Below are 26,048 nucleotides of genomic sequence, written 5' to 3' on the forward strand. Positions count from 1 at the left end.
ACCGGGAGGACAATGGGTTGTTACGGGCAGATCATATTCTTATTGATGAATTCCATCATTTCGGGGCGGAAATTTGGGGAAGTGCCTTGCAGGAAGTGATAGAAAACAATCCCTGTGCCTATGTCCTGGGAACATCGGCAACGCCAATCCGTCCGGAAGGAATGATCGATACGGTGGATCTTTATTTCGAAGGAAATTTGTTTTATGAACTTACCTTGCCGCAAGCTTGGTATTACAATATCTTACCAGTGCCGATCCTGGTACAAAGTGCTTACGGGCTGGACAACGAACTGGATCGGCTGCAAAGAAAGCTGGAACGCAGCGGTTGTTCAGTCCGCCGGAGAGAGCGCATCCAAAAGAAACTGGACCTGGCGCGGGTCGATTTCAAAGGTGCTTTGGGCGCGTCGTCGGTGATCCGGAAGTTCCTACCCGAAAGCGTACGCAAACTGCTGGTTTTCTGTCGCGACCTGGCCGATCTCAGACAGATGGTGCCGGAAGTGTGCGACTGGCTCACACAGGCAGGCCGATCGATTACGCCATTTGAAATCCATCATGCGCAAAGCGAGCAGGAGAATCAGCGGCTGTTGGCCGCTTTCCGAGAAGAGTCGGACCGGTTACACGTACTCTTTTCCGTCAATATGCTGATCGAAGGATTGCATGTCGAGGGAGTGGATGCCGTCTTGTTCCTGCGGCGCACCGAATCTTACATTGTCACCCTGCAACAGCTGGGGCGCTGTCTGGATGCCGGAAGCGGGAAACAGCCGGTCGTCTTGGATTTCGTGAATAACCTGTCGGGTAAATCGGTCTACGACGTGATGGCGTGCCACTGGGAGCGACTCTCTTATCTTCCATCGCCCCACGGATTTGAAAGAACAACCTCGTTCCTCGCTACCGGCTATTTGTCGGATATCCGGCTCCGCATCGAAGAGATCCTGGCCGAGCTGGAACCATGGCAGATTATGTACGAGCGGCTGGTCGAGTTCCACCGGGAAGAGAACGACTGGCCTTCAGTGACGGAAGGGAAACTGGGCCTTTGGTGCAACACGCAACGCATCGCCTACAAACGAGGCTGTCTTGCCAAGGAACGGTGCGACCAGCTTGATGCAATCGGTTTTGAGTGGAATCAGCTCGACTCCAAATGGATGAGGGAATACCATGCATTGAAAGTCTTCTTTGATACCTGCGGACGCTGGCCCAAACGTGAAGACGGCCCGCTTGCGACCTGGTGTTATACCCAGCGGGAAAGACGGAAGGATGGACGTTTGAGCAAAGAGCGCATCCGGGCTTTGAATGAGATCGGCTTTGTCTGGAATCAGAACCTCCAAGGGGAATGGATGAAGAACTACGAGGAGCTGAAGTCTTTTGTCAGAAAATATCGGCGTTTCCCTAAATCGACGGAAGGGAATTTGGGCGGATGGTGCCATACACAACGGAAAATGCGTAAACAGGGAAAGTTACCCAATGACCGCCGGCTCCTGTTGGATAAAATAGGATTTGTCTGGTCGGCGGAACAGGTCTGGCAAGGCAACTTCGAACAATTGTGCCTGTTCCATAACCTGCAAGGACGATGGCCGGGATGCCGTGAAGGAGCATTGGGACGCTGGTGTACCATTCAAAGACGGGATTACCGCAAGGGGAACATGTCAGACGAGCGAAAAGCACAATTGGAAAGAATCGGTTTCCCTCTTGCCTGATATGGAATATATTCGATTCTATCCGTTATGAAAGTTGTCTATTCAATTATAATCAACATTGGAACAGTGTCTGTCATTACCCGGATTTGGAACTGCCAGCATACGGGTGGAACCAACTGATAAAACCGGAATAAGACCAATCTCATAAAGTAAATCGTTATTGATTCATCCCAATATGGAAGCCCTTGTCTGAAGCCGGTTATCGGAGAAGACAGGGGCTTCTTCTATATTTTATAAATGAATTATAGATAACTATTACACTGGCTTAACGAATCCGTTACAAATCCTTGGTGGTTTAAAGTGAGTGTTTACGTAAAATGAAAATATTTATGGTAGCAAGGAAAGTTTCATTACAGCATAAGGTTCTTTTAGGGTATATGATATTGATCATGGCTGTTTGCGGCATGGTTTCCATCTTGTTATACGAACGGAGCCGCATGCGTGAGATAAAAACGGAAACATCGGAGATACGCAGGATACGCCATGACATCAGTACGGCGCATCGCTATATCACGGAGCTTGCCACCTATGGAGAGTCCGTCATTGTCTGGGAGGATACCGATTTTCGTGAGTATCGCAGAAAACGCTTGCAAACGGACAGCTTGTTACAAATATTGAAAGTGAGTTGTGGCACGTTCGTCCTGCCAAAGCAGATAGACTCCCTATGTCATTTATTGGAAGCTAAGGAGATACATCTGCTCCGCATTATGGAGACCATTACCAGACAGGGGGAAGCGGACAGCCTGCTCGCAAATCGTCTGCCTATTGTTATCAGGGAAGCGGTTCGTACCCGGACAGTCACCCAAAAGAAAAAAGGGATTGCCGGTTGGTTCGGAGGGAAAAGGAGCGTACAGGTCTTCGAGCCATCGAAAGGACTGCAAGATTTGAATGAGAAGCTGATCGCCATGCAAGAGGAACGTGAACGCCGGATAGACATGTATACCGACAGTCTGCGCATACAGAATAAGGCCTTGAACCGGAAGTTGCAAATACTCATCACCCATCTTGACGGGCAAGCGCAGGCGGCGTTCATCAGTCGTGAGGAAAAAATCACGGAAGCCGGAGATTTTTCTTTCAAACTGTTTGTCTTGGTAATCGTCTCTGCTTCCTCCTTGCTATTCATCTCGTTCCTGATCATACGGCATGACATCAGGAAAGAAAGGGAAGGGCGGGCACAGCTCCAAAGGATAAACCGTGAGAACGAGGAACTGCTCGGTATGCGTAAACAGATCATCCTGACCATCTCGCACGATATACGAGGACCATTGGGTAATATCAACAACTGCGTGGAACTGGCCTCGGAAACCCGTGAAAAGAAAAAACGGGAAGGCTATCTGGAGAACATCCGCCATTCCTGCCGCCATATACTGAATCTGGTGAACAACCTGATGGATGTTTATAAGATCAATGAGACCAAGGATACCCGTAACGAGGTTCCTTTCCGTCTAAACAACTTGCTTGACAACATATCGAAGGAATATGCCCGCAAAGCGGGTGGCCGGGCCTTGCTGTTCGAGCACCGGCATAAGAATGTCGGTGATATTACAGTGAGAGGAGACGCAGACAAATTGGAACAAATATTGGACAATCTGCTGACAAACGCCATCAAGTTCACCCTGTCGGGTACGATCCGTTTCCATACCGAGTACATGGCGGGAAGATTATATGTGGAGGTCGGTGATACCGGTATCGGTATGGACGAGGAGACATTGGAACGTGTCTTCCGTCCGTTCGAGCGTGCGGCGCAGGAGATAAACTCGGAAGGTTTCGGTCTTGGGCTTTTTATCACGAAAGCTCTTGTAAAGGTACTGGACGGAAGCATTGAAGTAGAGAGCCGACCAGGTAAAGGTACAACATTCCGCCTGTCGTTTCCCCTTTCGGAAACGACAGGAGAACCGGAAACAGAGGAGCTTCCGGTACAATCTGCGACGATACTTCCCAAACATGTACTGGTAGTGGATGATGACAGCATCCTTCTGAAAATAACGGAAGACATGCTCGGGCGCAACGGGGTGGAATGCACGACCTGTCAAAATGCAAAAGAAGCCATTCTAGCACTCGACCGCTTGGATTATGATTTGGTATTGACAGATATACAGATGCCCGTGACCGATGGTTTCGGCTTGTTGAGATTACTGCGTAACTCGGATATCGGAAATTCCCGTACCGTTCCGGTCGCTGTCATGACGGCACGGGGGGACGGGGACTCGGGCGTGTATATGAAGTCCGGTTTTTGCGGTTGCATACATAAGCCTTTCTCTTCAAAAGGACTGCTGGCCTTTATCTCCTCCGTTACGGAGGGCAGAAGTGCAGGCATGTCTCCGTTCGACTATTCCCGCCTGATGGAAAGTACGGACGACCGTCGTCATATGTTCGGTCTTGTCGCAAAAGAGTCAGAAAAGGATCTTGCCGAACTGGAGGAGGCTTTAAGAGAAAACGATCGGGAAGCCATGCGGAGGATCGTACATCGGATGGCTCCGGTCTGGGAGTTGTTAGGGGCCAACGATGTACTGTTCGGTTATCGGAAGCTCCTGCATGACAAGACCTCGAGCGACGAGACGGTCAGAGAGTACACGATGAGAATTATGAAACAGATACGGTTACTGATAGACGAAGTAAATAATGAATTAAGAAAGAAAAATGACGGGGATGAAAAAGACTTTATTGATCGTGGAGGACAACCTGATTCTTTGCGATATTCTTGAGAGATGGCTACAGAAAGCCGGTTACAGGGTATTGACGGCCATAGATGAGCCTTCGGCACGCCGGAAAATCAAGGGGAATAACGTGGCGCTGGTACTGACGGATGTCCGCCTTCCCGAAGGGGATGGCATCAGTTTACTGGAATGGAGCATCTCCCAAGGGTTACATATCCCTTTTGTGGTGATGACTGAACATGCCTCCATTGCAGATGCGGTGCGTGCCGTCAAATTGGGCGCAAAGGACTACTTGCCCAAGCCTGTCCACGAGGAGTTACTGATGGAACTGTTACGGGGATTGATCGGTCTGCCAGTTTCCGTTCCCCCGAAGAAATCATTAATGAAAAGGCTTAGCGGGGCGGTCCGGGAGACCGAGCGGATAGCTTGTCGTGTGGCTCCTTTGAATTGTTCCGTCATGATCCTTGGACCGAACGGTAGCGGAAAAGAATCTGTCGCACAGCTGATCCAACAGCATAGCGGGCGTAAGGACAAGCCTTTTGTGGCGGTGAACTGTGGTTGTATCCGGGGGGAACTTGCCGCATCTGAGTTCTTCGGTCACGTGCAGGGGGCATTTACCGATGCGAAAAAGGATACTGCCGGCTATTTTGAGACGGCCAAGGGCGGTACGCTCTTCCTTGACGAGATCGGAAACATGCCTCCCGAAATGCAGACACTGCTGCTCAGGGTATTACAGGAAAGAGTGTATTGTCCAGTGGGCAGCCGCAAAGAACTTGAAGCCGATGTACGGATATTGTCGGCCACCAACGAGGATATGGAGCGTGCCATACGGGAGGGACGTTTCCGGGAGGATCTGTACTACCGTCTCGCCGAGTTTGAGATACGCCAGCCCTCTCTCTCCGAATGCCCGGAAGATATATTGCCACTGGCTGACTTCTTTCGTGAGCAACATTCAGAAGAGATACGTGTGGAGACCTCCGGTTTTACCGAACAAGCCAAAATCTCCATGCTTTCCCACTCATGGCCGGGCAATGTGCGTGAACTTGACAACCGGATAAGACGTGCTGTCCTGTTGGCGGTATCTCCATTGTTAACCCATAAAGATCTGAACCTTAATGCGACCATCTGTAGGACAGGCGAAAAATGTAAAAAAGGCTTGATGGAAGAAGCAGAAGAGAAAGAACTAATAAGGAAGATTCTGGAAGAATGTGGAGGTAAGATCAGTCGTGTGGCGAGAATGTTGGGGATGAGCCGTCCGACGCTATACAAGAAAATGGAAAGGTATGGGTTGAGATAGCATCTTCATCCGTTTCGTTTATACATAAGCCGGCAGATTCCGTTGGAGAAAGTTTTGCAGCCAAGAAGTTTCCAGCGGGCAGACCGGAATTCTCCCGTCAAGGGGATTCCACCACCATAAGAAAGAGGCAGCAGAAAAAGTACTGTCTCATCCACCAGATTATACCGAAAAAGTCCATCGGCATATTCCGCACTTCCTCCATCTCCCACTCCTGCCAGATAAATACAATCCTTGTCATGCTTTTCCTTTACATTCAGCAAGTCCATCAAACCGTAATGGGGGTAGATGTGGAATGTGGCCTGTCGCTGCCAGCGTGGGAAACCATACCGTTTGTTTTCCCTCACCCATCGCATAAGCATCTCGTCTTCATGCGGAAGGAACCCGTCCAAAGTGAGTGCCATGATAACTTGAATTTTTGCCATACCTCTTGTTAAAAAAGCATGAAACCCATGCTTATTTCGAACAGAGGCTCTGACAAAGCCCAACACAGAAACCCGCATGGGCTCATGCTATAAGGTATAGCATAAGCCTCACGCAATAGCCTCTGTGTTTTTGAATTTGTCAGATTCCTGTTCGAGACGTCTTGCGACTTATGTATAATAATGGCGGTCCCAATTGTCGAGACCGGCCTTATTTCTCTATTTCAAGTTTCAAATATACGGCATCTTTTTCAATAATCCGATCAGTCGGGGTATAATTTCTTCAATTACCCCTCCACTTGTCATGATTTGTCGGGGTCCTTTCCTTTTTCATCTTCCAGACCTAGTCGTTTACGGAGTTCAGGGTCATTTTTGATACGCCGCATCTCCTCATTGATAATAGCCTGCGCATCCGCCTTGATCTGGTCGTAATTGCGTTGTATCTGTTGCATCATGATGTCGTTACCGTTCCTGTCCTTGAAGTCGTTGATGACCGGGATTTTCTGATAAGCCTTTTCTTCTGCGCTGATCTTGGTATGGTCCACGACAATTTCGGCATGAAATATTTTTTGCTCTATCCTCTCATCAAAATTATCCGCCACAGCCCCGACAAACGTGCCTTGTGAGAGGTTGGCGATCTTTGATGCGGGAATGAGCGAGTCTAGCTGTGTGTTGATGGAGGTGGATACGTCCTGACGGTTGATGGATACGGACTGACGTTGCTGAAGCACCTTGCCGAAGCGCTCTGAAAGCGTTTTTGCGGTTTCACCGACCACCTGTCCGCTGAAAATATTCCCCACCGTGTTCTGGATGACCTTGGATTCTTTTTCTCCGTAGTCACGTGTCAATTGACTGAAATCCTGAAAACCCAGAAGCACACCCACCTTGTTGCTTCTCGCCGTCGCGATCAGGTTGTCAAGCCCACGGAAATAGATGGTGGGAAGCTCGTCAATGATAACGGCGCATTTAAGCTGTTTTTTCTTGTTGATAAGCTTGACGATACGGGAATTATATAATCCGAGCGCTGCCGAATAAATGTTCTGCCTGTCCGGATTGTTGCCCACGCAGAGCAGTTTGGGCTCTTTCGGATTGTTGATATCCAATGAAAAATCATTACCGGTCATCACCCAGTAGAGTTGTGGGGAGATCATGCGCGTAAGGGGTATTTTAGCCGAGGCTATCTGGCCTTGGAGCTGGTCCTGGGCATTTCCCTTCCATGCGTCCATGAAGGGAGAAAGATAGTTTTCCAGCTCCGGATAAGAGGTCAGAATGGTGAACAGGTCTGAGTAGGGTTTGTTGAGCAGTTCTACCGCATGGGGAAACGTACAGTAAATACCGTTTTTGTAAATCTTTAAATACCAGATTATTGCCGCAAGCAGAATGATAGGAGACTCCACGAAGAAGTCCCCCTGCTTTTCGATCCAGGTGCGATTGAGGTTGAGCATTATCGTATAGCTTGCCTCGTACGCATCGGAAATGTCCGTCATGAATTCCGGATTAATGGGATTGCACCGGTGAGACCTGCGCGGATCGTCGAAATTGATGACATAGAACCGGGGCTTTACCTCGTACTTGTCCATATTCTTCAACAAAGAATTATAGGCGATGGTGGACAGGTCATCAAACTTGTAATCATAGATGTAAATCGCAAAGCCTTTGGCTATAAGCTGGCGTATGTAACTGTTGACTATCGCATAGGATTTGCCGCTGCCCGGTGTCCCGATAACCATGCAGGCACGGAAAATATTGACAATATTGACAAATCCGTTATTCCAGCGTTTTTTATAATAGAATCTCGTCGGGAGGTTTACCGAATATTCATTCTCCATCAGTCGGGTTTCCTGCATGAAACTCTCATTTTCCATATTGAACACATCTTCCATGAGGTTGTGCCTGTAAAGGCGGCTCATCCATAATCCCGACATCAACAGGGCGAGATAGCCTGCCGTAAGAGTAAAAATATAGAATGCGGTATTTGCCATGTGTGGCAATGGCAGTTTAAGAAGCCACCAGTTCAGAAAAAACAATGCGCATCCTGCCACCAACACCGCATAAATTTTAGGCCAGGTTATTTTTTCACCTTTGACCCCATGCGTACCCAGGCAGGAAACGGCCAACAGAAGCACTGCCAACAGTTTGCTCCAGAGAATACAGTTGAAAATTCCGGTCGTGTTGTTGAAGTTTACCAGAATCCGGTCTATCACCTCAAGGTTCAGGTGCCATGCGGTGATACTCGGATAGCAGTACACATAGACGTGTACCACCAAAAGAAAAATACTCACGGCCCTGCCGAATTCCATTATCTTAGCGAGAGCCCTCAAATCATCTTCCTGCTGCATAAGAATTGTATATAAATGGGTTGATACTTGTTTTGTCTAAATGCCACGCTTGCGTCCGGTCTTCTTTTTTTTCTTCATGCGGCGTGCAAAGGCTTCCTCCTCGTAATCCCGCGGATTGGTTTCCAAGGAAAAAATGCCTGCCGCCAGTTCGAGCGTGCTAGAGGATTCGTGACGGTGATGCTGCCAAAGTTCTGTAGCGGAATGTCCGCCCCGTTCCTTTTCGGGTATGTTTTCCAACCATTTGAAATAGTCGTTGAACACATTGGCAGAAAACACCTTGCCCATGCGTGAGCCGTTGAACACCTCCCGATGGTTGTGATCAATAAAGGTGACACCATAGATACGTCCCCGCTCATTCTTGCGGAAAACCACATCAATACGCCTTTGCCCGAGCAGTTCCACAAACCGTTTCTGTGAATCCGCCTGCCGCAAGGCACGAACGATGTCCGCCTGTATGGAGGGGGCCCATTTCCCATCTTTGAGAGCTTTCAGATTTATCAGCATCCGCTTTTCCAACTGTTCATTTCCGAAGCGTTTCCCAAATCGGGAACTTTTGAACGGTGGGCTGACAACCTTGCCGGTATCATCCGTGACCGAATATACAATACTGGTATATGGGGTACCGTTGTATTCTCCCCTGACCTGTTTCGCCTCGATGTTGAGCGTGGAAAGCAGCGCATTGTATTCCCCGAAGGTTTGGAAACGGTAGCTTTCCAATACGGCTTTAAGGGTATTACCTACCTGATGGCGGACATCTCCCAAGGAAGCGTCCACCTTTCTTAGTTCCGCTTTTGGATTCCGCTTTTCCGCATCCGCTCCGTTTCGCAGACCGAAATCCACTTCCAGCTCCCGACAGGCGGTCATGGAACGCCGATGCTCGTAGGCATCGCTGATCTTTTTCCCCTGTTCATCCACACAGACACTGACAATATGGATATGGGTATTGTGTGTATCGGCATGTTTGTAGGTGATGTAAGGCTGATTCCCATACCCCATCTTCTGCATATAACGTTCCGCCAGTTCTGCCAGCCGCCCGTCGGTCAGCCGGTCTTCCGGTGCTGGGGAAAGGGAAATGTGCAGGACGGGCTTCTCCGTATTGCGGTTTGCCAGCAGGTAATTCTCAAAAGAGAGCAATGCCAAGCGCATGTCCTCGCTTGGCAATCCGAGCCGGTCGGAAATCATACGGTTACCGGAAAGAATCTCAGCCGTACCAGCCGCTACCTTCTCGTAGTTATAAGCAAGCGCTCCGTAAAGACTCATGCCATGGCTTATTTTTGCAACCATTTCCGCTCGTATTCCTGGGTTAGCGCCATGACCTTTTTGCAGATGAGCATCAGCTCAAGACTCAATCTTTCCAACTTATAGAGCAATGCCATCGCCCGTTTCTCCCCGAAATTGTTCTTCAAGGCACGGACGACCTGGTTGTAGTTGTTGCCGACAGCCTGGAACTGTTTGTGGAATTCTGTCAGCCTGATGTAATAGTCCATCGTCGCCTTGTCTATTTTCACGACCTTTATCTGTCCCGAGAAGATGGATTTCTTGATGAACAGCGTGAGGTTGCCGGCTCCTGAATCCGCCAGCAACTTTTCAAATCTTGTGTTCTCCTCGGCGTTCAGGCGGAAACTGTACTTGTGGTCCGCCGGATCATTTTTAGGCTTTCTGCCCGTCCTTGTCCCTGTTGTTTTCTCCATACACATGAGATTTTTGGTTTGTACTTTTTTCTCTTCCAGAATCCGCGACTTTGGAGCGGATTCCCCCGCCCCTCTGGGCGGGCAAGTTGGTTCTTGTCGGACAAAAGACTTTTTGTCGGACAAGGACACAACTTGCTCTGTTCGCTTGAACAGAGAATCCTCCTTCGTCGGATTGCTGCGCGACGTTCACGGCGTGCTGTGGTCCGGCGAAGTCAGTTCCTTTCCATTGTCTGATTCCGGTTTTGCAAAATTAGACAGTGATAACCGATTGGTAAACAGTGCTTGATATGACATTTGATGACATCTGACGACATCTGATGTCAGGTAGGGGAAATGTTGGCGGAAGTTTCAAAAATAGCCGCTACTTTTGGCACAGTGCATGAGGGCATACATTGGAACATTGTCCTGTAAGGTGTATTGCTTGCCTGCCACAGGTGGTGCATGACGCGAATGCGGTATCATCCATGTATGCGCAATGCCATATATGCCGCATGGCAGTCCTGCATGACGGGACACATTGCATCCGTGCAATGCAGTATGGGGTACATTGAACTCCATATTGCATGAATGCAATGCACCTTATACGGCAACACCCTCCGGCAACCGGCATTACACTGATGCGATATGGTATGCAATGTATTCATGCAAACAGGCAAGCAATGCGTCATTGCCATATACCAACGGATGCATTGCCGTGTGATGAAACGAAAAAATCCAGACAGATATGAAACAAGTCATACACTCTAAATTCAAGCCTATGAAGAGAGAACCTTTATTTGTCGCTTTGAGCAATCAGAAAGGCGGTGTGGGAAAATCCACGTTCACCGTGTTGCTCGCCAGTTATTTCCATTACCTGAACGGATATAACGTACTTGTGGTGGATTGTGATTATCCACAGCACAGCATCAGTGCCATGCGGGACTGGGAAGTGGGGAACATTGAAAAGAACGTGCATCTGCAAAACCTGCTGGTGGAACAGTTCGGAACAAGCGGCAGGAAAGCCTACAGCATCCTGAACTCCACCCCGGAGGAAGCCAGGGAGACGGCCGGCCGCTTTCTCGAAAAGTCGGAGCTGGACTATGACCTTGTCCTTTTTGACCTCCCCGGTACCGTGAATGTGCCCGGTGTCTTCCAGTCCGTAATCAATATGGACTATGTATTCACTCCGATTACACAGGAAAGGATGGTAATGCGGAGCAGCATGTCTTTTGTCCTTGCCATCAGGGAATACATGCACCGGCATGCGGACGTACCCTTGCGTGGCATCCATATGTTCTGGAACCGGATGGACAAACGGGTGTCCAAAGGGCTGTATAACGGCTATACCGAAATTTTCCGCTCTCTGAAACTGCCGGTGCTGGAGACCGTCATTCCCAGTGCGGAACGCTACAACAAAGATTCCGGGATGAAGGGGTCCCTGTTCCGCAGCACCTTGTTCCCTCCATCAGCCGCCGCACTGAAAGGCAGCAATCTGGATCTGCTGGTTGCGGAGATGGAAACCATACTGAAACTTAAATAGGAATCATCATGGCTACCAAGAGAAGAACGGATTACCGGGTGGACGAGGATGCCCTGAAGCGTATGATGGCGGGGGATGTCACGGCATTGGAGGAAACAGCAGCTCCGGCTGAGACTCCGGAAATAAAGCCCTCCCTTTCCCGGGAGAGACAGGAGAAGAAAACCTCTGCCGATTCCCCAAAACAGCAAACAAGAAAATTTCCGGATGAGGCATCAGGTGCCGATGAATACCGGCTGCGTTTTCTGGAAGCAAAGCTGACGGGTACCAGAAGGCAGACCTATATCCACGATTCCCTGTATAGGGCGGTTGCCAGGGTGCTGCCGGTCATTGCGCCGGACATGTCCGTCCCGATGTTTCTAAGCAGCGTCCTGTCAGACCATCTGGAAAGGTACCAGGACATCATCAATGAGATATATAATCAGGAAGCCACACAAAAACCGATAGAATGGAAGAAATAGTTTATTTGTCAATACGGCTCGGCTGTACCGCTTATCTATTATATAAGGTATGGGAGCAGAAAAAGAGAATAGGTAAGATATGCGATCTGCTTTATACTCCCCGTAAGAAACCGGAAATGGAGAAGGGCCACCACCGGAATCCGGAAAATGCGGCAGATGTGATGGGGGCCACCCGTTTTGTCTATCTGGATGAGAATGCCGGAAAGACCGTTGCCCCTTACATGAGCCAGCAACTGGAAATGGGAAGCGACCTTATCGGCAAGGATGAGGATATTCCGGAAGATGAAGTGGAATGCAAACTGCCTTTGGAGGAGATGAGAATGCTGAAAGACGAACAGGAGGAGCTGGACAGCCGTTCTCCCGAGGCGGAAGCCATTGTTCCGGCAGTCACTCCTGCCGACCTGCTCAATGTAGGTGACGTGCTGCTTAATCTGGACGGTGCCGGTTCGGATGAGGACAAATCATACCGGGCCGCCATGACACTGCGTGCCATCCGGGAAACGGACATGTTCGAGCTGTTCTCCTCCCAGGTGGAGAACAAGAAACTGATAGAGGAGCTGATGGAAAGGTATGTGGATGAGGAAGGGAATGCTCTGCCTTTAAAAAAAGAGAGGAACGTTTCCAAACCTGTCGCAGACTGGAGGAAGCTGGTCTGAAAGTAATATGCTATTATGCCACAAAATTCCATATTGTTGAATATTATATATAGGATATTCATTATGTACCCAACTTTGTATTTTTCTATAATCTATGAAAAAGGTTGAAGTTTGTCTTTTGTTAAGGGTCATAGAAAGGAACAAACACTCAAAACATAGAAATCACGGGGACAACTCAGAAAATCGGATACTTCCTCACTGTTGCTTACGATTCAAAAGTAAAAGAATGAAATTATCCTGATTTGCTGACAGGAAAAACTATAACTCAATTTATTAAATGAAATTTCTTTATAAGAGACCTATAAACGACTATAAAAAAGTAAGGAGCTGCTTACCAAGCCAGCTCCTTACTTTTTCTAATGGATGAAAATCCGTTTCCCTGCTTCCTTTTGCACAATATTTTTGTCGTACTTTATGTGCATAACAAGATATCATAGAAAAAATCACATTTAAATTTAGTGTTCCATTACATGGTTTTGCATTGCTCCTTGTTCACAACTCTATCTCTGAATAACTTCATATTAGTAAAGTTTCGGGAAATATTTTGAACAAGTTCCAAGTAATTATCTCTGCCATCTTCCCATTTATGATAAAACGGCTTTATGGAAACACAGTTTTCATGTTCAAAGACGGTATTTAGTAATGTTCGGTCTGAATTTCCGCAAGAATGCCCCATTATCAAAACTTGAAAAGGTGCAGCTAAAAGAAATTCGAGCAAATCATGATAATGTCTTGTTTCTAAATATTTAACGGATTTGACATATCTAAGTAACTCATTGTCATTCATATCAAGAATAGACTGGTAACTTTTGTCAAGTTCATCCCCATAGCCAAAAATTATATTTTCAGGTTTTTCTAATTCGCCATGAATATAATTGTGGGTAATATTAAAGTTACCATACATCTTAGCTGTTTTTGTATAGTTGAAACTCAGCAACATGATACGTTTAGGGATAAGTTTATCGCGTTCTCCATAATTGTATTCAACATCTGCAAGGCTGGATATATCCAGCCCAATGTTATCCAGAGCTTTCTTTTTTCCTTCTGTTGAGAAATCAGCAGGATCAAAGAAGTCAATTATTGCATTTTGAAGGTCATTCCTTACATTGTCTGTTTCTATTGTATGGAGGTATTCAATTAATTTTTCTTGAAGGAATGCAAATTGTTCATTCAACTCACTGATTGTATAATTACAACCAGGGCTATCCATGCCAACTTTCAACAGTTGGTAATAGTCGTTTTCAATATCCACCCATCCTTTGGTTTCTATTGATTGCAGAATAGTTTTAAAAAAAGGGCAACATTCAATAGAAAAAATGTTTGGTTGGTCCTTGATATACTGAATAACTTCGCTTCCTGAGTATCTTTCTTTACGATAGATATCCTTAAAAAAACATGAGTTGTTGAAGACAAAAACATTCCAGCAATTAATGCCTACATTATCTTTGATAACCAAACGGCAAAGGCAATCTTCTGATACATTTGTAGTATTACCGGAAAAAGTATACACTCGTTGGTCCCAATACCAGTTGATAAAATCCATATAACTTGTTTTAAAGCCATGTGCCATGTCAAATCCGTTTCCTATGATAACAAGTCTATTCATTCGGTTGTAATGATGATGTTAGTGTTATTGACTTAAATTATAGAATAATCTCCTTGCTCTTCATTTACAAGAAGTGGCTTTAAAAGCGTTTCCACCGACTCAAAAGTATCTTGTTTTGAGAAGTGTATCTTTGGTTGTCCCCACCATCCTCTAATGAATTGTTGGTATTGGTATTGCAAGGTACGGCGAGGTGCCTGCGCCAAGTAGCTATTATAAAAGGAGTCCACAATGTCAGAATGGTAATTGGTCAATGAAAAGAAATACTGCCAAGTTTCTGATATTTCATTCGCGTTGAATCCGGGACGTTCAATTATTTCCACTGCATCCAATCTATGAACACCATCATGTTTAGAGAACGCAGCTTTAAGTATTTCACTTGCCTCCTTATCAGAAGAAGGTGCGCTATACCCAAAGATTGTTACCTTGCCTGCTTTCGATATGTAGTACTTTGCAACACTCCATTGGTCACGGATAAAGCTGTCGCTGTTGTAATCCTTTTGTTCTACAGGATACAGCAAAGGAACAGCGTTGTATGGTTTGCCACACTTTCTGCAATAGTTTTGTATAAGACCAAAGGTCATACAGTCTTTGCACACACCAGCCCCCACATTTCCATGCAAGAACAGAATCTTTGGTCTGTTCCAGGTAATCTTTGCCACTCTGTTATATGCTTGGATAAGCAGACTATCCCAGTTGAAGGATACAATGCAGTCTTTTTCTGTGAGCGAAAGAATCAAAAGGTCGTAGATGGTCAAGAAGGATGGAAGCTGCACATTTGAAAAATATTCATAAAGTTTTTTTTCCATTGCTATCCGTGCGTTTTTACACTCATCACCACGTCTAAACAGCTCACTATATATCTTCAAGATTCTTGCTTTTCGTTTCTAACATAAATCCTTCAAGGATCCTATCTAACCCAACCTGTTCAATGGCTTCATTCATCGTCGGGCAAGATTTTCCCATGACCGCTCTTGAAGCACCAGCTCCAACTATCACGACATGAGGGCGTTGGCAATACAAATCTTTAAGTTTTTTCTTCATACACTAACTGATTAAATATTTTGCCCGTAAGCAATTGTTGCATCATGCTTTATTTTACGGCCTCATATTTTGTTCGTTTTGTTTCAGGCACAATAATTTCATTGTTCATACTTATAAGTATGAAAGTTATTGTTCTCTGTTTGGCTGTTCTTGAATATAAACAGATATATTACTTAAAAATGCCTTATCAAGGTGTGATATTGTTACTCTCTTTATACACTACTACATGATATACTATTTTTAACCTGTTTACATTGGCCATAAAACTGCGTTTGATATGCAAATATAGCTATTTTAATCCAATATCAATAATAGTCGTTTTTGACAAGAAATCAACTTTATGGAATTTGCTGGCTTTTGTATGGCAATTATATAAATGGTACAGAAAAACATGTAACCGTTTGAACAATCCATGTTTGTGCCAAAATCATCAATTAATCATGTATTATGCTTGAGGTAAGCGTCTCCGCAATGACGTAAAACAGTGTTGAAAATCTCTGTAGAGACGCGCAAAAGCACTTGTTGGATGACATCTGATGACATCTGGCGACATCTGATGACACCTCTGAATAACAGCGTATTATCCCTTTTTATCTTCGCCGTCGAATTCAAATTTATGTCTTACCCAAACGATTCGACAATGAAGAGAAGAATCCTTTTTTCAGTGATGTGCGCGGCGATTGCCGCCGGTGCTTTCGCGCAGGGCCAAGGCCAGGGCCTTGCCGGTATCAACGAGGCGACCAGCCTCATGACCTCGTATTTCGATCCCGCCACCAAACTGTGCTATGCCATCGGTGCGGTGCTCGGCCTGGTGGGCGGCATCAAGACCTACGGCAAGTTCTCCAGCGGTGATCCCGACACCTCGAAAACCGCCGCCAGCTGGTTCTTTGCCTGCATCTTTCTGATTGTAGCCGCCACCATCCTGCGTTCCTTCTTCCTCTAAGCGGTATGGAGTATTCTGTAAACAAGGGGGCGGGCAATCCCGTCGAGTTCAAGGGGCTCAAGTCACAATACCTGTTCGTCTTCGCGGGCGGTCTGGTGACGGTGCTCCTGGCGGTAGTCATCCTTTACCTGGCAGGCGTGGACCAATGGATATGCATCCCTTTCGGGACCGTATCCGGCGGTCTGCTGGCATGGGCGGTGTTCCGGCTGAACGCCCGCTACGGCGAACACGGTCTTATGAAGCTGCTGGCGGAGAAACGCCATCCGCGCTACCTGATCCACCGCAAGAGAGTTTTCAGATTATTTGCAAAAAGAAAAAAACGACAATCATGAGAAATGTATTGAAAGCGGAAACGCTGGAACGCAAGTTCCCCCTGCTCTCGGTGGAGAACGGCTGCATCGTGAGCAAGGACGCCGACCTGACCGTGGCCTTCGAGGTGGAGCTTCCCGAGCTGTACACGGTGACGGCGGAAGAGTATGAGGCCATGCACTCCACCTGGATAAAGGCCGCCAGGGTACTGCCCGAGCACAGCATCGTCTGCAAGCAGGACTGGTTCACGAAGGAGAGCTACCGTCCCCAAAACGGCGGGGAGGAACAGAGCTTCCTCTCGCGCAGCTATGAGCGGCACTTCAACGAGAGGCCGTACCTGAACCACCGCTGTTACCTGTATCTGACAAAGACCACCCGTGAGCGCAACCGCCGGCAAAGTGACTTCAGCACCCTCTGCCGGGGATTCCTGCTGCCCAGGGAGATTACCGACAAGGACATGGCGGCCCGCTTTCTGGAAGCGGTGGAGCAGTTCGAGCATATCGTGAACGACTCCGCCCATATCCGGCTGCGCCGCCTGGAAACGGAGGAGATTACCGGCACGAAGGAACATCCCGGGCTGGTGGAGAAATACCTCTCCCTCTCGATGGAGGACGGGACCGCCGTGCTGCAGGACATCTGCCTCAAGCCCGGACGGATGCGTATCGGGGACAAGCGGCTCTGCCTGCACACACTTTCGGATACGGAAGACCTGCCGGGCAAGCTCTCCACCGACATGCGCTACGAGCGTATGTCCACCGACAGGAGCGACTGCCGCCTTTCCTTCGCCGCACCCGTGGGGCTGCTGCTCTCCTGCAACCACATCTACTCGCAGTACGTGTTCATCGACAACGCGCAGGAAATCCTGCAGATGATGGAGAAGAACTCGCGCAACATGCTCTCTCTGTCACGGTACAGCCGGAGCAATGCCGTGAACCAGGAATGGACGGAGATGTATCTGGACGAGGCGCATACCAAGGGAGTGCTTCCCGTCAGATGCCACTGCAATGTCATCGCCTGGGCGGAGGATGCGGAGGAGTTCCGCCGTATCAGGAACGACACGGGCAGCCAGCTTGCCATGATGGAATGCACCCCCCGTTACAACACCGTCGACACCCCGGTGCTTTACTGGGCGGGCATTCCGGGCAATGCGGGCGACTTTCCTGCCGAAGAGTCATTCTACACGTTCCTGGAGCAGGCGGTCTGCCTCTTTGCCGGGGAGACCAATTACAGAAGTTCTCCCAGTCCGTTCGGCATCCGCATGGCGGACCGGCAGAACGGCATTCCGGTGCACGTGGACATTTCCGACCTTCCGATGAAACGGGGCATCATCACCAACCGCAACAAATTTATCCTGGGACCAAGCGGCAGCGGCAAGTCCTTTTTCACCAACCATCTGGTGCGCAACTATTACGAGCAGGGAGCGCATATCCTGCTGGTGGACACGGGCAACAGCTATCAGGGGTTGTGCCGGATGATCCACGACCGCACACGCGGCGGGGACGGCATCTACATCACGTATGAGGAGGACAATCCGATATCCTTCAACCCGTTCTACACCGATTCCGGACAGTTCGATGTGGAAAAGCGCGAGAGCATCAAGACTCTGATACTGACCTTGTGGAAACGGGAGGACGAGGCGCCGAAACGTTCGGAAGAGGTGGCGCTCTCGGGAGCGGTGAACGCCTATATCCGTAAAATTACCGGGAATCGGGAGGCAAGGCCGGACTTCAACGGCTTCTACGAGTTCGTGGACGGTGACTACCGCCGGATGATAGCGGAAAAGAAGGTACGCGAGAAGGATTTCGACATCGACGGTTTCCTGAACGTGCTGGAGCCTTTCTACAAGGGTGGCGACTACGACTTCCTGCTGAACTCCGACAGGGAACTGGACCTGACAAACAGGCGGTTCATCGTGTTCGAGCTGGACAACATCAGCGGCAACAAGGTGCTGCTGCCTGTGGTGACGCTGATCATCATGGAGACCTTCATCGCCAAGATGCGCCGTCTGAAAGGAATCCGCAAGGTAATATTGATAGAGGAGTGTTGGAAAGCCCTTATGTCCGCCAACATGAGCGGCTATATCCAATATTTGTTCAAGACCGTCCGTAAATATTTCGGTGAGGCCGTTGTGGTGACCCAGGAGGTGGACGACATCATCAGCTCCCCGATTGTGAAGGAGGCCATCATCAACAACTCCGACTGCAAGATCCTTCTGGACCAGCGGAAATACATGAACAAGTTCGAGCATATCCAGCGGCTGCTCGGCCTAACGGAGAAAGAGAAAAGCCAGATACTCTCCATCAACCAGGCGAACCATCCCGGACGTTTTTACCGTGAAGTCTGGATAGGGCTTGGCGGCACCCGTTCGGCGGTCTATGCTACGGAAGTGAGCGCGGAAGAGTATTTCACGTTCACGACGGAAGAGTCCGAGAAACTGGAAGTGCAACGGCTTGCCGAGGAGCTGGACGGCAACCTGGAACTTGCCATCCGCCGGATGGCAGAGAGAAAACGAGAGGAACAAAGACAAGTATCAACCCCAAAAAGAGAACAATGAGAAACAAATCCCTTATGAGACTGGCGGTGTGCCTGATCGGTATGGCCGCCATGGTATTGCAAGGCTGCTCGGAGAGCGGCACCGACCGTGACAAGCTCTGCGGCTCGTGGAGCAGCGTGGAAGGCAAGCCGGACGTGCTGGTATATAAGGAAGGGGAAGCCTACAAGGTGACGGTGTTCGCCCGTAGCGGAAAGATGCGCCGTCTCAGGCCTCAGACCTACCTGCTGGTTGAGGAGAACGGGAACCTGTTCATCAACACGGGGCACCGCATCGACATCTCCTACAACGAGGCCGCCGACGTGCTGACCTTCTCCCCGAACGGTGACTATGTGCGGAAGGAGGAACGCCCATGAAAGCGAAGTCACTCCTGATCGGAACGGTACTCGCCCTGTGCGGCACCGGCGCCAATGCCCAGTGGGTGGTGACCGATCCCGGCAACCTTGCCCAAAGCATCATCAACATGTCGGACAACATCGCCCATACCTCGAAAACGGCGGTCAATACGGCCGACAGCTTTGCGGAGACGGTGAAGATTTACGAGCAGGCCAAGAAGTATTACGACCAGTTAAAGGCGGTGAACGACCTGATACAGGACGCCCGCAAGGTGCGCGACATCATCCTGATGGTGGGCGACGTGTCCGACATCTATGTAACGAACTTCGGCAAGATGATGAACGACGGGAACTTCTCGCCCCGCGAGCTGGACGCCATCGCCTTCGGCTACACCCGCCTGCTGGAGGAGAGCAACGGCGTGCTGCAGGATCTCAGGCAGGTCATCAACGTGAGCACGCTCTCCATGACCGACAAGGACCGCATGGACGTGGTGGACCGCTGCTACTATGAGATGCGCCGCTACCGCAACCTGGTGAGCTATTACACGAACAAGAACATCGCCGTGAGCTATCTCCGTGCCAGAAAGAAGAACGACCTGGACCGGGTGATGCGGCTTTACGGGAATGAAACCTCCAAATACTGGTAGCCATGATGCCGTTGTCGATAGATTTTGCCAACCTGCATACCATACTGGCGACCCTGTATGACGATATGCAGCCCCTTTGCAAGGACATGATGGACGTGGGAAAGGGACTTGCCGGGCTGGGTGCCCTGTTCTATGTCGCCGTCCGCGTGTGGCAGTCGATGGCCCGTGCCGAACCGATAGATGTCTATCCCCTGCTGCGTCCCTTCGCCATCGGCATCTGCATCCTGCTTTTCCCCACGCTGGTGCTCGGCACGCTGAACACCGTGCTCAGCCCGATAGTACAGGGTACGCACAAGATGCTTGAGGGGCAGACGCTGGATATGGAACAGTACAGGGCGCAGAAGGAGGAACTGGAAAGGGAGGCCATGCTGCGCAATCCCGAAACCGCCTACCTGGTGAGCGACGAGGAATTCGACCGTCAGCTGGACGAGCTGGGCTGGTCAACCATAGATACCGCCTCCCGCCTGGGCATGTACGTGGAGGTGGGGATGTACAATCTGGAGAAGAAAATCCGTGACGCCTTCCGCAGCCTGCTGGAACTGATATTCGCGGCGGCATCGCTGCTGATAGACACCGTGAGGACCTTTTTCCTTGTCGTGCTCTCCATACTGGGACCGGTGGCGTTCGCCTTCAGCGTATGGGACGGTTTCCAGTCCACGCTCGGGCAGTGGTTCACGAGGTACATATCCGTCTACCTTTGGCTTCCGGTCAGCGACCTGTTCAGCACCCTGCTCGCCAAGCTCCAGGTGCTGATGCTCCAAAATGACATTCTGGAATTACAGAACAACCCCGACTACTCGATAGACAACTCAAATAGCGTCTATATCATATTCATGCTGATAGGGATTATCGGGTACTTCACCGTCCCGACGGTGGCGGGCTGGATCGTACAGGCGGGCGGAGCCGGAAACTTCAGCCGTAACCTGAACCGCACGGCCACGAAAGCGGGCGGTTTCGCTGCCGGGACGGGCGGTGCCGTACTGGGGAATATCGGGGGAAGGCTGCGGGGCAAATAGGCTCTATGGCAACCCGTTTCCGTGAGTCGGCAACTTGGATTACCGGGTTGGCGACTTGTCGGAAGGAGCCGCCCGGTCATACCGGAACATTTATTTATTCATTCAAACCAATCATTCGCTAAATGGAATTCAAGTCATTGACCAACATTGAGAGCAGCTTCAGGCGTATCCGGTTGATGCTGGCTGTCTTTACCGGCTGCTGTGCGCTCATTACCGGCTATGCGTTGTGGAGCTCGTACCGTTTCGCCGAGAAGCAACGGGAAAAGATCTATGTGCTGGATAAGGGCAAGTCGCTGATGCTCGCCCTCTCGCAGGATCTTTCACAGAACCGCCCCGCCGAGGCGCGGGAACACGTCCGGCGTTTTCACGAGCTGTTCTTCTCGCTCTCCCCGCAGAAGGACGCGATCGAGCACAATATAGGCCGTGCCCTGCAGCTGGCGGACAAGAGCGCCTATCACTACTATGTGGACTTTGCCGAAAAGGGATATTACAACCGGCTGATTTCGGGCAACATCAACCAGGTGGTACACGTGGACAGCGTGGTGTGCGACTTTGCCGCCTATCCCTACAAGGCGCGTACATATGCCCGGCAGCTGATCATCCGTGAGAGCAACGTGACCGAGCGAAGCCTTGTCACCTCCTGTTCGCTCCAGAATACGGGGCGTTCGGACGACAATCCCAACGGGTTCATCATCGAGCAGTTCACCATACTGGAGAACAGGGATATAAGGAGTGTGGAACGATGAGAGGGAAACCTGCCGTCTTAAAACGTGCGGACAGCCGTATCCGGCTGTTCTGCCGCCGGCTGACCGGGAAGCAGCGCATTGTCTTGACAAGTGTCGTCTCGCTTCTGTTCACGGCAGCCTGCCTGTACTCGGTTGTCTCTTCCGTGTCCCGTTTGGGGGAACGGAAGGGCGACATGAAAACCGGGCATATCCGGCCCGTCATGTTACGGCCGGAAACAACAACCATTCATTCAAACATCCAGAAACATGAAAATGGACTTTCAGAAAATCAGGGAACGGCTGGGGCTGTCGAGTGACAAGCCGCTGACTCCCGAAGAGAAGCGCCGACGCGCGAGGTATATTGTCTATCCGTTCTTCTGCCTGCTGTGCGCCGGATTTCTCCTGCTGGTATTCAGCCCGTCGGAAAAGGAGAAGGCGGAAAAGGAAAAGGGCAAGGGATTCAACGTAGAGATGCCCTCGCCGAAAGATTCGGAAATGGAGGGCGACAAGGTAAGCGCCTACGAGCAGGAAGCACTGGCTAAAAAGGAAAAATGGCGCAGGGGAACCTTCCAGGAGATGTCCAAGCTGCTCAACAAGGACAGTCAGGATACTGCCGGCCTTACCGCAGGAAAAGCCAACACGGAACTTCCGCCGGAACCGGAAACGGGGAAATCCCCCGGCTCCGTCCATTCCTCTGCGGAAGCCTACCGGAATATGAACCGCTCGCTGGGTGCTGTATATACCCGGAATGAAAACCAACAAAATGCCGATCTGCTCCGCCGTATAGAGGAACTGGAAAAAGAAAAGAGACCGGCGGAAGGACAGCCGGAAGGACAGACCCTGGAAGAAAAGATGGCACTGCTGGAAAAGTCTTACGAGCTGGCCGCCCGGTACAACGGGAAGCAACCGGATGCCCCGGCTGCCGTGAATGGCCGGAGCGACCGGAAAGACAGGACAGCCGTCCGCCCGGTGAAACAGGTACGGAATCAGGTGGTGTCATCGCTTGCACAACCTATGGGCAATGAGGATTTCATCGCCGAATTTGCGGGAGAGAGGAATACCGGTTTCCACACCCCTATAGGCAGGACACTCCCTTCCGGCAGGAATACCATCGCCGCCTGTGTACACGGCACGCAGACCGTATCGGACGGGCAGGTGTTGCGCATCCGGTTACTGGAGCCGATGGCGGTGGACGACCGGCTCATTCCCCAAGGGATGGTATTGACCGGCGGTACACGCATCCAGGGGGAGCGGATGGACATCCTTGTAGAGACGGTGGAATACAAGGGCACGCTGTTTCCTGTGGAACTGGAGGTATATGATGCCGACGGACAGCGGGGAATCCTCGTGCCGAACTCGATGGAGTATGATGCGGCGCGTGAGATAGCCGCGGGTATGGGCGCCTCAATGGGGAGCAGCATCAACATCTCGACGGATGCCGGGGCGCAGATTGCCTCGGACGTGGGCAAGGGGGTAATACAGGGCGTGTCGCAATATGTGGAAAAGAAAATGCGTGCGGTGAAAATCACCCTAAAAGCCGGACACCGGCTGTTGCTGCACTCTCCCGAAAAATGAAAAGAGAAAAGAAACCAACCATTTATTCACCAACCAATCAAGAACGCACATGAAGAAGATTCTGATGATGTTTGCCCTGATTATGGGCGCAGTGGCTGCATACGCGCAGCAAGGCAGCGGGGATTATTACGAGGGATTGAGCCGCAAGATCGGCTTCAGCCAAATGATTCCCCCGCATGGTCTGGAAATCACGTATGACAAGACTGTACATATAATTTTCCCCTCTCCCGTAAGATACGTGGATTTGGGTTCCCCCAACCTGATAGCGGGCAAGGCGGACGGTGCGGAAAACGTCATCCGTGTGAAGGCGACCCGGAAACATTTCCGCAGTGAAACCAATATGAGCGTGATAACCGAGGACGGCAACTTTTACACATTCAACGTCAAGTATGCCGACGAGCCGTTGCTGCTGAACGTGGAGATGTGCGACTTCATCCATGACGGGGAGTCGGTTAACCGTCCGAACAATGCGATGGAAATCTACTTGCAGGAACTCGCCGGGGAGTCGCCCCGTCTGGTACGGCTGATCATGAAATCCGTGTATGGGCAGGACAAACGCAAGGTCAAGCACATCGGCAGCAAGCGGTTCGGGGTTCAATACCTGCTCAAGGGGCTTTACGCACACGGCGAGCTGCTCTATTTCCATACCGAGGTGAAGAACGCCACGCACGTGCCTTTCGATGTGGACTTCGTAACTTTCAAGATTGTAGACAAGAAAATCGTGAAGCGTACCGCCATGCAGGAGCAGGTTATCTATCCGCTGCGTGCCTTCAACTATGTGACCCGTGTGGACGGGAAGAAGAACGAGCGGACGGTGTTCGCCCTGCCCAAGTTCACCATCCCCGACGGCAAGAAGCTGGTCGTGGAGATGTACGAGAAACAGGGTGGCCGCCATCAGTCGTTTGAGGTGGAGAACGAAGACCTTGTACGCGCCGAGACTGTCAATGAACTGAAAGTAAGATGAGTGCCATGAAAAGAAACTTCATCTTTATTATCCTCCTGCTTGCCCTCTTTACGGGGCAGGCGGAAGCCCAGCGCCGGCTGCCGGGGATGAAATCCGTCCGCTTTACCGCTGAAATGGCCGACGGCTTTTACAGCCGGGCAGACCGCCATGATGCGGGCTACGCCTTTTCGCTGGCTGTTGCCACTTACACAAAGAAAGGGAACCAGTGGGTGTTTGGCTGTGAGATGCTACAACGTAATAACCCTTACCGGAACACGTATGTCCCACTGTCGCAATATACAGGGGAAGGCGGTTATTATCATACAATCCTTTCCACATCCGGCAAGTCTTTCTTTCTGAACCTCGGCGCTTCCGCCTTGCTGGGCTACGAGGCCGTGAACAACGGAAACCGCCTGTTGGATGACGGAGCTTCCTTGCGCAAGTATGAGTCCTTCATCTATGGAGGCGCGGTGACACTGGAAGCGGAGGGATACCTGTCGGACAGGATAGCCCTGCTGATACGCCTGCGTGAACGTTTTGTATGGGGTGGCGCTTCCGGCCGCTGCCATTTCCAGTATGGAGCCGGAGTCAAATACATTTTCTAACCTTAAAAAGAACATATACCCATGAAAAGAAGAATCCTTGATTTTATGATGACAGCCTGTTGCATGGTATTTTCCTTTCTTGCCCTTGTCGCCTGTGACAATGAGCTGGATATCAGACAAGAATACCCGTTCACGGTGGAGTCCATGCCGGTGGCGGACGAAATCGTAAACGGTGAGACGGTGGAAATCCGTCTGGAAATCAAGCCGGAAGGAAACTTTTCCGGAACTGTCTATACGCTGAGGTATTTCCAGCCCGACGGAAAGGGCAGTCTGAAGATGGAGGACGGAACGGTACTGAAACCCAATGACCGTTATTTGCTGAACGAATGGAAATTCCGTCTTTACTATACCTCGCAGAGCGGCAAGGAATCACAGACCATAGACCTCTATTTTGAAGACAATTGGGGAAATCTGCAACAGTTGACATATGATTTCAATGGAAAGGATGCGGAGGAGGAAGACAATAATACGGAGGCCGCATGAAAAGAATACCGGTTATTATGATTTTTCTGTCACTTGTTCTGTATGGCAAGGCGGAAAATCCCCCGTCTGACAAGGATAAGGCGGTAGCCTGCATCAAGCGGTGGGAAGGCTGGCACCGGGGGAAAATGCCTTACATCGGTTACGGACACCGCCTGCTCCCCCATGAGAAGCTGACCGAGAACCTGAGTGAGGCACAGGCGGACTCACTTTTGAGATGCGACCTTGAACGGTGCCTGAACGTATTCCGTAAATATGGAAAAGACTCGCTTCTTTTAAGTCTGTTAGGCTTTAATGTAGGCTGTTACCGTCTGATCGGAAACGGCAAAATACCTAAAAGCAGACTGATTCAGAAACTGGACAGCGGCAACCGGGATATTTACAGGGAATATGTATCGTTCCGCTGTTATCGGGGGAAAGTCATTCCAGGCATAGAGAGAAGAAGAAAAGAGGAGTTTGAACTGTTCTATATACCGTAGATTGAAATTATGCAAAGCCGTGAACGGACGCTTGCCATCGCCGTTCACGGCTTTAGTCTTAGC

At 49.9% G+C, this 26,048-nt stretch carries 26 protein-coding genes; 19 read left to right on the forward strand and 7 right to left on the reverse strand.

Annotation, left to right across the window (positions count from 1 at the left end; all coding sequences use genetic code 11):
* The 3 genes from KTG12_RS17850 to KTG12_RS17860 form a co-directional block, all read left to right on the forward strand.
* Nucleotides 1–1,694, forward strand: a 1,694-nt coding sequence (locus tag KTG12_RS17850) for a Helicase associated domain protein (RefSeq protein ID WP_216945503.1), incomplete at its 5' end; no start/stop codon positions are given.
* A 329-nt stretch (nt 1,695–2,023) separates the two neighbouring features.
* Nucleotides 2,024–4,399 carry a hybrid sensor histidine kinase/response regulator gene (locus KTG12_RS17855; protein ID WP_005840888.1) on the forward strand — a complete coding sequence of 792 codons (2,376 nt, stop codon included), beginning with the start codon at nt 2,024–2,026 and terminating at the stop codon, nt 4,397–4,399.
* Complete coding sequence (locus KTG12_RS17860) at nt 4,344–5,648, forward strand: sigma-54 dependent transcriptional regulator (RefSeq protein ID WP_005636898.1); 1,305 nt, start codon at nt 4,344–4,346, stop codon at nt 5,646–5,648. The genes KTG12_RS17855 and KTG12_RS17860 overlap by 56 nt, the downstream gene beginning before the upstream one ends.
* Before the next feature lie 5 nt (nt 5,649–5,653).
* Here KTG12_RS17860 and KTG12_RS17865 read toward each other — a convergent pair whose 3' ends face one another.
* The 4 genes from KTG12_RS17865 to mobA all read right to left on the reverse strand — a co-directional run bounded on the left by KTG12_RS17865 (nt 5,654) and on the right by mobA (nt 10,097).
* Complete coding sequence (locus tag KTG12_RS17865; RefSeq protein ID WP_005636900.1) at nt 5,654–6,148, reverse strand: hypothetical protein; 495 nt, start codon at nt 6,146–6,148, stop codon at nt 5,654–5,656.
* Nucleotides 6,149–6,369: 221 nt separating this feature from the next.
* Nucleotides 6,370–8,406 carry a conjugal transfer protein MobC gene (mobC, locus tag KTG12_RS17870; RefSeq protein ID WP_005636903.1) on the reverse strand — a complete coding sequence of 679 codons (2,037 nt, stop codon included), beginning with the start codon at nt 8,404–8,406 and terminating at the stop codon, nt 6,370–6,372.
* Between the two features lie 36 nt (nt 8,407–8,442).
* Nucleotides 8,443–9,690, reverse strand: a complete 1,248-nt coding sequence (gene mobB / locus KTG12_RS17875; RefSeq protein WP_005636905.1) for a conjugal transfer protein MobB — start codon at nt 9,688–9,690, stop codon at nt 8,443–8,445.
* Nucleotides 9,675–10,097 carry a conjugal transfer protein MobA gene (gene mobA / locus KTG12_RS17880; protein WP_005840900.1) on the reverse strand — a complete coding sequence of 141 codons (423 nt, stop codon included), beginning with the start codon at nt 10,095–10,097 and terminating at the stop codon, nt 9,675–9,677. The genes mobB and mobA overlap by 16 nt, the downstream gene beginning before the upstream one ends.
* Before the next feature lie 724 nt (nt 10,098–10,821).
* On the opposite strand from mobA, the gene KTG12_RS17885 reads away from it, so the two are divergent.
* The 3 genes from KTG12_RS17885 to KTG12_RS17895 are packed head-to-tail and all read left to right on the forward strand — an operon-like array spanning nt 10,822 to nt 12,730.
* Nucleotides 10,822–11,616, forward strand: a complete 795-nt coding sequence (locus tag KTG12_RS17885) for a ParA family protein (protein ID WP_005828742.1) — start codon at nt 10,822–10,824, stop codon at nt 11,614–11,616.
* A gap of 8 nt (nt 11,617–11,624) precedes the next feature.
* Nucleotides 11,625–12,074: a DUF3408 domain-containing protein gene (locus KTG12_RS17890; RefSeq protein ID WP_005828741.1), complete on the forward strand. Its 450-nt coding sequence runs from the start codon at nt 11,625–11,627 to the stop codon at nt 12,072–12,074.
* On the forward strand, nt 12,062–12,730 hold the full coding sequence (locus KTG12_RS17895) for a DUF4122 family protein (RefSeq protein WP_005828739.1): 669 nt from the start codon (nt 12,062–12,064) through the stop codon (nt 12,728–12,730). Before KTG12_RS17890 ends, KTG12_RS17895 begins: the two co-directional genes overlap by 13 nt.
* 466 nt (nt 12,731–13,196) lie before the next feature.
* On the opposite strand, the gene KTG12_RS17900 is transcribed toward KTG12_RS17895, so the two are convergent.
* Genes KTG12_RS17900 through KTG12_RS21890 form a run of 3 tightly spaced genes read right to left on the reverse strand, consistent with a single transcriptional unit; the run spans nt 13,197 to nt 15,377 of the window.
* Entirely contained in the window at nt 13,197–14,336 is a 1,140-nt protein-coding gene (locus KTG12_RS17900; protein WP_005828737.1) for an AbiH family protein, read from the reverse strand.
* Nucleotides 14,337–14,368: 32 nt separating this feature from the next.
* Nucleotides 14,369–15,142, reverse strand: coding sequence for a hypothetical protein (locus KTG12_RS17905; RefSeq protein WP_229055237.1), 774 nt, complete (start codon nt 15,140–15,142; stop codon nt 14,369–14,371).
* Between the two features lie 46 nt (nt 15,143–15,188).
* The gene (locus tag KTG12_RS21890) at nt 15,189–15,377 is read right to left on the reverse strand and encodes a hypothetical protein (RefSeq protein WP_229055238.1); all 189 of its coding nucleotides are present in this window, start codon (nt 15,375–15,377) and stop codon (nt 15,189–15,191) included.
* A 556-nt stretch (nt 15,378–15,933) separates the two neighbouring features.
* Here KTG12_RS21890 and KTG12_RS17910 point away from each other — a divergent pair.
* From KTG12_RS17910 to KTG12_RS17970, 13 genes are all read left to right on the forward strand, one after another.
* Nucleotides 15,934–16,320: a DUF4134 domain-containing protein gene (locus tag KTG12_RS17910; protein WP_074668503.1), complete on the forward strand. Its 387-nt coding sequence runs from the start codon at nt 15,934–15,936 to the stop codon at nt 16,318–16,320.
* A 5-nt stretch (nt 16,321–16,325) separates the two neighbouring features.
* Nucleotides 16,326–16,652 (forward strand): DUF4133 domain-containing protein, encoded by a 327-nt coding sequence (locus KTG12_RS17915; protein ID WP_005656899.1) that lies wholly within the window; start codon nt 16,326–16,328, stop codon nt 16,650–16,652.
* A complete protein-coding gene (locus KTG12_RS17920) occupies nt 16,649–19,183 on the forward strand; it encodes a TraG family conjugative transposon ATPase (RefSeq protein ID WP_005828729.1) in 2,535 nt (844 codons plus the stop codon). The genes KTG12_RS17915 and KTG12_RS17920 overlap by 4 nt, the downstream gene beginning before the upstream one ends.
* Nucleotides 19,180–19,536, forward strand: coding sequence for a DUF3876 domain-containing protein (locus KTG12_RS17925; protein WP_005636939.1), 357 nt, complete (start codon nt 19,180–19,182; stop codon nt 19,534–19,536). The genes KTG12_RS17920 and KTG12_RS17925 overlap by 4 nt, the downstream gene beginning before the upstream one ends.
* A complete protein-coding gene (locus tag KTG12_RS17930) occupies nt 19,533–20,162 on the forward strand; it encodes a DUF4141 domain-containing protein (protein WP_005656895.1) in 630 nt (209 codons plus the stop codon). Before KTG12_RS17925 ends, KTG12_RS17930 begins: the two co-directional genes overlap by 4 nt.
* A gap of 2 nt (nt 20,163–20,164) precedes the next feature.
* Complete coding sequence (gene traJ / locus KTG12_RS17935; protein WP_005656893.1) at nt 20,165–21,178, forward strand: conjugative transposon protein TraJ; 1,014 nt, start codon at nt 20,165–20,167, stop codon at nt 21,176–21,178.
* A gap of 176 nt (nt 21,179–21,354) precedes the next feature.
* Nucleotides 21,355–21,924 carry a conjugative transposon protein TraK gene (gene traK, locus KTG12_RS17940; RefSeq protein WP_229092698.1) on the forward strand — a complete coding sequence of 190 codons (570 nt, stop codon included), beginning with the start codon at nt 21,355–21,357 and terminating at the stop codon, nt 21,922–21,924.
* Nucleotides 21,921–22,220 (forward strand): TraL conjugative transposon family protein, encoded by a 300-nt coding sequence (locus KTG12_RS17945; protein ID WP_005656892.1) that lies wholly within the window; start codon nt 21,921–21,923, stop codon nt 22,218–22,220. The genes traK and KTG12_RS17945 overlap by 4 nt, the downstream gene beginning before the upstream one ends.
* Nucleotides 22,171–23,478: a conjugative transposon protein TraM gene (gene traM, locus KTG12_RS17950; protein WP_005828723.1), complete on the forward strand. Its 1,308-nt coding sequence runs from the start codon at nt 22,171–22,173 to the stop codon at nt 23,476–23,478. Before KTG12_RS17945 ends, traM begins: the two co-directional genes overlap by 50 nt.
* Before the next feature lie 49 nt (nt 23,479–23,527).
* Nucleotides 23,528–24,442: a conjugative transposon protein TraN gene (traN, locus tag KTG12_RS17955; RefSeq protein ID WP_005828721.1), complete on the forward strand. Its 915-nt coding sequence runs from the start codon at nt 23,528–23,530 to the stop codon at nt 24,440–24,442.
* Entirely contained in the window at nt 24,439–25,026 is a 588-nt protein-coding gene (locus tag KTG12_RS17960) for a conjugal transfer protein TraO (protein ID WP_005828719.1), read from the forward strand. The genes traN and KTG12_RS17960 overlap by 4 nt, the downstream gene beginning before the upstream one ends.
* Before the next feature lie 21 nt (nt 25,027–25,047).
* Nucleotides 25,048–25,509 (forward strand): DUF3872 domain-containing protein, encoded by a 462-nt coding sequence (locus KTG12_RS17965; protein WP_005828717.1) that lies wholly within the window; start codon nt 25,048–25,050, stop codon nt 25,507–25,509.
* Nucleotides 25,506–25,985 (forward strand): glycoside hydrolase family protein, encoded by a 480-nt coding sequence (locus KTG12_RS17970; protein ID WP_005828716.1) that lies wholly within the window; start codon nt 25,506–25,508, stop codon nt 25,983–25,985. The genes KTG12_RS17965 and KTG12_RS17970 overlap by 4 nt, the downstream gene beginning before the upstream one ends.
* Nucleotides 25,986–26,048 lie beyond the last annotated feature (63 nt).

Source organism: Parabacteroides sp. MSK.9.14, from assembly GCF_019041495.1.
Lineage (GTDB): Bacteria > Bacteroidota > Bacteroidia > Bacteroidales > Tannerellaceae > Parabacteroides > Parabacteroides merdae.

Bases quoted from the DNA above. Each gene is read 5' to 3' on its own strand.
- KTG12_RS17855 (WP_005840888.1), top strand. From the start codon at position 2,024: ATGGTAGCAAGGAAAGTTTCATTACAGCATAAGGTTCTTTTAGGGTAT.
- KTG12_RS17860 (WP_005636898.1), top strand. From the start codon at position 4,344: ATGAAAAAGACTTTATTGATCGTGGAGGACAACCTGATTCTTTGCGAT.
- KTG12_RS17865 (WP_005636900.1), bottom strand. From the start codon at position 6,148: ATGCGGGTTTCTGTGTTGGGCTTTGTCAGAGCCTCTGTTCGAAATAAG.
- mobC (WP_005636903.1), bottom strand. From the start codon at position 8,406: ATGCAGCAGGAAGATGATTTGAGGGCTCTCGCTAAGATAATGGAATTC.
- mobB (WP_005636905.1), bottom strand. From the start codon at position 9,690: ATGGTTGCAAAAATAAGCCATGGCATGAGTCTTTACGGAGCGCTTGCT.
- mobA (WP_005840900.1), bottom strand. From the start codon at position 10,097: ATGGAGAAAACAACAGGGACAAGGACGGGCAGAAAGCCTAAAAATGAT.
- KTG12_RS17885 (WP_005828742.1), top strand. From the start codon at position 10,822: ATGAAACAAGTCATACACTCTAAATTCAAGCCTATGAAGAGAGAACCT.
- KTG12_RS17890 (WP_005828741.1), top strand. From the start codon at position 11,625: ATGGCTACCAAGAGAAGAACGGATTACCGGGTGGACGAGGATGCCCTG.
- KTG12_RS17895 (WP_005828739.1), top strand. From the start codon at position 12,062: ATGGAAGAAATAGTTTATTTGTCAATACGGCTCGGCTGTACCGCTTAT.
- KTG12_RS17900 (WP_005828737.1), bottom strand. From the start codon at position 14,336: ATGAATAGACTTGTTATCATAGGAAACGGATTTGACATGGCACATGGC.
- KTG12_RS17905 (WP_229055237.1), bottom strand. From the start codon at position 15,142: ATGGAAAAAAAACTTTATGAATATTTTTCAAATGTGCAGCTTCCATCC.
- KTG12_RS21890 (WP_229055238.1), bottom strand. From the start codon at position 15,377: ATGAAGAAAAAACTTAAAGATTTGTATTGCCAACGCCCTCATGTCGTG.
- KTG12_RS17910 (WP_074668503.1), top strand. From the start codon at position 15,934: ATGACACCTCTGAATAACAGCGTATTATCCCTTTTTATCTTCGCCGTC.
- KTG12_RS17915 (WP_005656899.1), top strand. From the start codon at position 16,326: ATGGAGTATTCTGTAAACAAGGGGGCGGGCAATCCCGTCGAGTTCAAG.
- KTG12_RS17920 (WP_005828729.1), top strand. From the start codon at position 16,649: ATGAGAAATGTATTGAAAGCGGAAACGCTGGAACGCAAGTTCCCCCTG.
- KTG12_RS17925 (WP_005636939.1), top strand. From the start codon at position 19,180: ATGAGAAACAAATCCCTTATGAGACTGGCGGTGTGCCTGATCGGTATG.
- KTG12_RS17930 (WP_005656895.1), top strand. From the start codon at position 19,533: ATGAAAGCGAAGTCACTCCTGATCGGAACGGTACTCGCCCTGTGCGGC.
- traJ (WP_005656893.1), top strand. From the start codon at position 20,165: ATGATGCCGTTGTCGATAGATTTTGCCAACCTGCATACCATACTGGCG.
- traK (WP_229092698.1), top strand. From the start codon at position 21,355: ATGCTGGCTGTCTTTACCGGCTGCTGTGCGCTCATTACCGGCTATGCG.
- KTG12_RS17945 (WP_005656892.1), top strand. From the start codon at position 21,921: ATGAGAGGGAAACCTGCCGTCTTAAAACGTGCGGACAGCCGTATCCGG.
- traM (WP_005828723.1), top strand. From the start codon at position 22,171: ATGAAAATGGACTTTCAGAAAATCAGGGAACGGCTGGGGCTGTCGAGT.
- traN (WP_005828721.1), top strand. From the start codon at position 23,528: ATGAAGAAGATTCTGATGATGTTTGCCCTGATTATGGGCGCAGTGGCT.
- KTG12_RS17960 (WP_005828719.1), top strand. From the start codon at position 24,439: ATGAGTGCCATGAAAAGAAACTTCATCTTTATTATCCTCCTGCTTGCC.
- KTG12_RS17965 (WP_005828717.1), top strand. From the start codon at position 25,048: ATGAAAAGAAGAATCCTTGATTTTATGATGACAGCCTGTTGCATGGTA.
- KTG12_RS17970 (WP_005828716.1), top strand. From the start codon at position 25,506: ATGAAAAGAATACCGGTTATTATGATTTTTCTGTCACTTGTTCTGTAT.